Annotated in this window: 3 protein-coding genes; 1 reads left to right on the top strand and 2 read right to left on the bottom strand. The window is 71.1% G+C overall.

All coding sequences use genetic code 11. From position 1 onward, the window contains the following. Positions 1-153: 153 nt before the first annotated feature. Positions 154-2592 (bottom strand): GNAT family N-acetyltransferase, encoded by a 2439-nt coding sequence (locus tag HUX53_RS30685; RefSeq protein WP_176406711.1) that lies wholly within the window; start codon positions 2590-2592, stop codon positions 154-156. A gap of 169 nt (positions 2593-2761) precedes the next feature. On the opposite strand from HUX53_RS30685, the gene HUX53_RS30680 reads away from it, so the two are divergent. Further along, positions 2762-3685 carry a carbohydrate kinase family protein gene (locus HUX53_RS30680; protein ID WP_176406710.1) on the top strand — a complete coding sequence of 308 codons (924 nt, stop codon included), beginning with the start codon at positions 2762-2764 and terminating at the stop codon, positions 3683-3685. An 18-nt stretch (positions 3686-3703) separates the two neighbouring features. On the opposite strand, the gene HUX53_RS30675 is transcribed toward HUX53_RS30680, so the two are convergent. Continuing rightward, positions 3704-4678 (bottom strand): LysR family transcriptional regulator, encoded by a 975-nt coding sequence (locus HUX53_RS30675; RefSeq protein ID WP_176406709.1) that lies wholly within the window; start codon positions 4676-4678, stop codon positions 3704-3706. Positions 4679-5044: the final 366 nt, after the last annotated feature.

Raw genomic sequence — 5044 nt, 5'->3', positions numbered from 1 at the left:
CCCCGGAGCCCCGCCCGCCGGGCCCACCGGGCTGACCCCAACCCGGCTAAGGCGGCACCCCGGACCAGGCGCGGCCCCAGGGCCGACAGCGGCCGACCGCCACGGGTTCCAGTTGGCACAGACCATGGTCAGCGCTGGTTCCGCGCGGTGCGGTCAGAGGCGGCGGGGGCCCATTTCGGCGCGGGGGCCCAGGGGGCGCTCCAGGGTCAGCTTCGCCTCGCGGACCGTGACGCCGGTTCCGTCCACCATGACGGGGTTCAGCTCCAGCCGCGCCACCTCGGGCAGGTCGTAGCCGAGGCGGGACGCGCGCAGCAGCAGTTGTTCGAGCGCCGCCACGTCCACGGGTTCGGCGCCCCGGTGGCCGAGCAGCAGCGGCGCGGTGCGGATGGCGCGGATCATCTCCGCGGCGTCCACGTCCGCGAGCGGCGACAGGCGGTAGGCGCGGTCGTCCAGCAGGTCGGCGGTCTCGTCGGCGATGCCGAACGAGATCAGCGGGCCGAACGAGCGGTCCTCCCGGACGACGATGCGGGTCGGCACCCCGTCACCGCGCTCGGCGATCTCGATGCCGTAGCAGGCGAGGAGCTCCGCCGCCTGCTTCGGCGTGACGTCCACCGGGCCGCCGTCGCCGAGCCAGTCCGCGACCAGGACACGCGCGCGGTCGCGGTCGACGTCCTCGAACACCGGCGTGCGGCCCGCGGGGCGCTGCCGCCACTGCGCGTACCGGATCGCGTACGCCAGCGCCCGGACGGCGTCCTCCGGCGAGGTGTAGGACGGCACTGAGCCCTCGGCGGGCATCCCGTCCGGGCCGGGGACGCGCAGCTCGGCGGGCATGCCCTCGCTGCCCAGGTAGGTCGCCACGATCGGCTTGCCGGCCCCGGCGGCGAGTCGCAGGATCTTCTGCGGGACGCGCACGTCGTAGCCGCCGATCGTCGGCGGGGTGAACAGCGCGACGACAGCGTCGACCGTGTCGTCGGCGAGCGCGCCGGCGAGGGCGGCCTCGTAGTCGTCGGCGTCCGCGCGGGGGCCGAGGTCGATGCGCGGCCGGACGTCCAGGCCGAGCGCGACGGCCTCGTCCTGCGCCAGCAGGCCCAGGGAGTTGGAGTTGTCGATGATCGCGATGCGGTCGCCGGCCGGGAGCGGCTGGTAGGCCAGCACCTGCGCGACGTCGAACAGTTCGGCCAGGTCCTCGACGCGGATCACGCCGGCCTGCTCGAACAGCGCGCTGACCGCGTGATCGGGCAGCGTGAGCGCGCGCGCGGCGTGACCCAGGGGGACGCCCTGCGTGCTGCGTCCGCTCTTCACCGCCACGATCGGCTTACGGCGACCGAGCCTGCGCGCCAGCCGCGCGAACTTACGGGGGTTGCCCAGCGACTCCAGGTAAAGCAGGACGGCCTTGGTCGCCGGATCCTCCTCCCAGTACTGCATGAGGTCGTTGCCAGAGACGTCCGCCCTGTTGCCGGCGGAGACGAACGTGGAGAGGCCGAGACCGCGTTCGGCCGTCCGCTGCAAGATGGCGATGCCCAGCGCACCAGATTGTGAGAAGAAACCGACTGGCCCTCGTCCCGGCATGGTCGGCGCCAGGGTCGCGTTGAGCCGGACGTCCGTGTCGGTGTTGGCGATGCCCAGGCAGTTGGGGCCGACGACACGCATCCCGTAGGCGCGGGCCAGGCTCACCAGTTCCTTCTGGGCGGCACGTCCCTCCTCACCGACCTCGCCAAAGCCGGACGACACGACGACCAGGCCGCGCACGCCCTTCCCGGCGCACTGCTCCACAACCTCGTGGACGGCGTCCGCGCGCACAGCGACGACTGCAAGGTCCACATCGTCCGGAATTTCCAGAACGGACGCGTAAGCGCGGACCCCCGCCACCGCCACCGCCGTCGGATGCACCGGATACACGGGCCCGCTGAAGTCACCGCCCAGCAGGTTGCGCAGGACGGTCTGCCCCACGCTGTGCTCCGCGCGGCTCGCCCCGATCACCGCGACCGACCCCGGGAACAGCAGCCGCTGGATCGACCGCGACTCGGCCCGGTGCTCGCGGGCGGTCATGACCTCCAGCGAGGTGTCGGTCGGCTCCAGGTCGAGGACGAGCTCGATCACGCCCTCCTCGAACCGCTGCTCCGCCTGGTAGCCCGCCTCCCGGAACACCCGCGTCATCCGGCGGTTGTCGGGCAGCACGCTCGCCACGAACCGCCGCACGCCGCGCTCCCGCGCCGCCGCCGCGATGTGCTCCAGCAGCACCGCGCCGAGGCCGCGGCCCTGGTGCGCGTCCTCCACGAGGAACGCCACCTCCGCCGTCTCCGGCCGCTCATTGAGCCGGTCATAGCGGACGACGGCCACCATCACCCCGGCGATCGTGGCGATCAGCGCGACACGCCGATCGTGGTCGACGGTGGTGAAGTGCTCGACGTCGCGGTCCGACAGGTGCGGGCGCGGCGAGAAGAACCGGTAGTAGATCGACTCCGGGGACAGCCGCCCGTGGAACGAGCGCAGCAGATCGGCGTCATCGGGCCGGATGGGACGCAGATGGGCCGTCCCGCCGTCGCTCAGGACGACGTCGGCCTCCCACTGATCCGGATAACCCTCGGTCACGTACCCGAGGGTAAGGCACGGACCCCCCAGGCCCCGCGCGGGGAAAAAACGGGCTTCCCCGGGTTTCGCTGCGCGTTCGAGACCTAATCCGGGCTCAAGAGCTGTTACGGTCGACCCCACGCCCAGTGTTGCCGCTCGCGCGGGCCGTGTTGATCGAGGTGATGACTCCATGACGCGCGTGGTCGTGGTCGGCGATCTTATGACAGACACCGTGGCGCGTGCCGCGTACCCCTTGGCTAAGGGGAGCGATACGCCCGCCGCCGTGACGTCCCATGGGGGCGGCTCGGGCGCCAACGTGGCCGCCTGGCTCGCCCTTGAAGGGGTCGATACCGCGTTCGTCGGACGCCGCGGCTCCGACATCGCGGGCCGGAACCGGGACATGGAGATGATGGGGTACGGCGTCGACGCCCGCCTCGTCATGGACCAGGAACGTCCCACCGGCACCTGTGTGGTGATGGTCACCCACAAAGGCGACCGGACGATGCTGTCCGATCCCGGCGCCAACGCCGCGCTGCTCCCCGAGGACATCGAGCGCTGCGCCGATCTGTTCTCGCAGGGCACGCACCTGCACCTGTCCGGCTACTCGCTGATCAACGAGGGCTCCCGGAAGGCCGCCATCCACACCCTGGACATCGCCCGCAAGGTGCAGATGTCGGTCTCCGTGGACGGCGGCTCGTCCTCCCCGCTCAAGCGGATGGGCGCCGAGCCCTTCCTGGAGTGGACGCAGGGCGCCCGCCTCCTCGTCGTCAACGCCAAGGAGGCGGAGATCCTCACCGGCCGCGACACGCCGGAGCAGGCCGCCAAGGTGCTGACCGCCTGGTACCCGCAGGTCGTCATCAAGAACGGCGCCGAGGGCGCCCTCTGGTACACCAACGGCCGCCCCGAACCCGTCACCGTCGCCGCCGAGCCCGTCGACAAGATCATCGACGGCACCGGGGCCGGCGACGCGTTCGTCGCGGGGCTCATCCCGCCCTGGCTGGACGGCAAGCAGCCCGCCGACGCCCTCACCGCCGGCTGCCGCCTCGCCGCGCAGGCCATGAAGCACCTCGGCGCCCGCCCCACCCTCGACGTGGTCGACAACCAGATCAAGTAGCGGCTGCGCCGGGGCGGGTCAGGCCACGGGGGTGTAGGTGCGGACGTCCTGCTTCACCGCCGCCCAGAGGCGGTTCAGCGGATGGCCCGCGTCGTAGCGCTCCAGGTCGGCGCGCCGCACGAAGGCGCCGGTCATGAGCTCGGCCTTGGGCTCCAGGTCGTCGTGGAGGCCGAAGGCGCGGAGCGGGACGGCGTCGGGGTCCTCCTGGGCGGCCATGCCGCGGCCGATCGACCCCGTGACGATCATGCAGCCGCGGACGAACCCCGACCGCAGCAGCGACAGCCCGTAGTGGACGTCGTCGATGTCGGCGACGACGTTGAGCCGGTCGCGGAAGTTCGTCCCGTACCAGGTGGCGAGCAGATCGGCGACCAGCCCGGCGGGCGGCACGACCAGCGGAACACGCCCGAGCCCGCTGGTCTCCACCGACATGTCCGGCAACTCGTGCTCCGGCAGGTTCGTCAGCAGCAGCGCCTGGCCCCGCGCGTACTCGATGACCTCGTACTCTTTCAGCCGCAGGTCGCCCTCCGGGGTACTGACGATGCTGCCGCACACGAGATCGACCTGGCGGTTCTCCAGGCGTGACCACACGTCCTTGGTGCGGACGTGGGCGACCTTGAACTCCACCTCCCGCTGCCGGAACTCCTCCGAGACGCGGTTCCAGGCACGGGAGACGATCGGCAGGGTGAACTCGGTGGTGCCGACGGTCAGCATCCGGCCGAGCCGGCGCCGGCTCAGATGAATGGACTCCAGCCATTTGTCGAACGTCATGCGCGCCAGTTCGACAGTGGCCTCCCCAGTGGGCGTGAACAAGAAGTCCCTACCGCGCCCCTGCCGTACGGTCAGCACCTCGCCGCACAGGCTCTGGCTGTTTCGGTTCAGGATGTCGAGCTGCTTCTGGACGCTCGACTGCTCACGTCCCAGGACACGCGCGGCCCGCAGGGCAGACCCCGTCTCATGCACCACCAGCAGGGTCCGCAGCTGGTCGAACGTCATGTCGAGCAAGCCGGACGGACCGTCCAGAAGCGCATCAAGACTCGGTGACACGGTGAGGGACATTACTACCTGTTCCGCCGTCCCGCGGAAATGGCCGCACGGCCAACTGGGCGGGAAATGATGACATTTCCCTCTCAACTTATCTCAAGATGTTCTTGCAAACAACTGGACAGACTTTTCTAACCTCTAGAACACTTTCTTCCGACCCCGCCGCCGTCATCCGTCCCACCAGGACGGCGGCGCTCCCGGGCGTGCCCCGGCGGTGCCGGCCGCCGGGGCCGCCGCTCGACTCCCGTTCGCCGCGGCCCTTCTCCGCCGCGGCGACCGGACCGGCCGCGACGAGCCCGGAAACCCGGTAGGGACGCG

Source organism: Actinomadura sp. BRA 177, assembly GCF_013372625.1.
Taxonomy (GTDB): domain Bacteria; phylum Actinomycetota; class Actinomycetes; order Streptosporangiales; family Streptosporangiaceae; genus Spirillospora.
The sequence above is the reverse complement of the archived record's forward strand: the minus strand, read 5'-3'. Positions and strand labels throughout refer to the sequence as shown.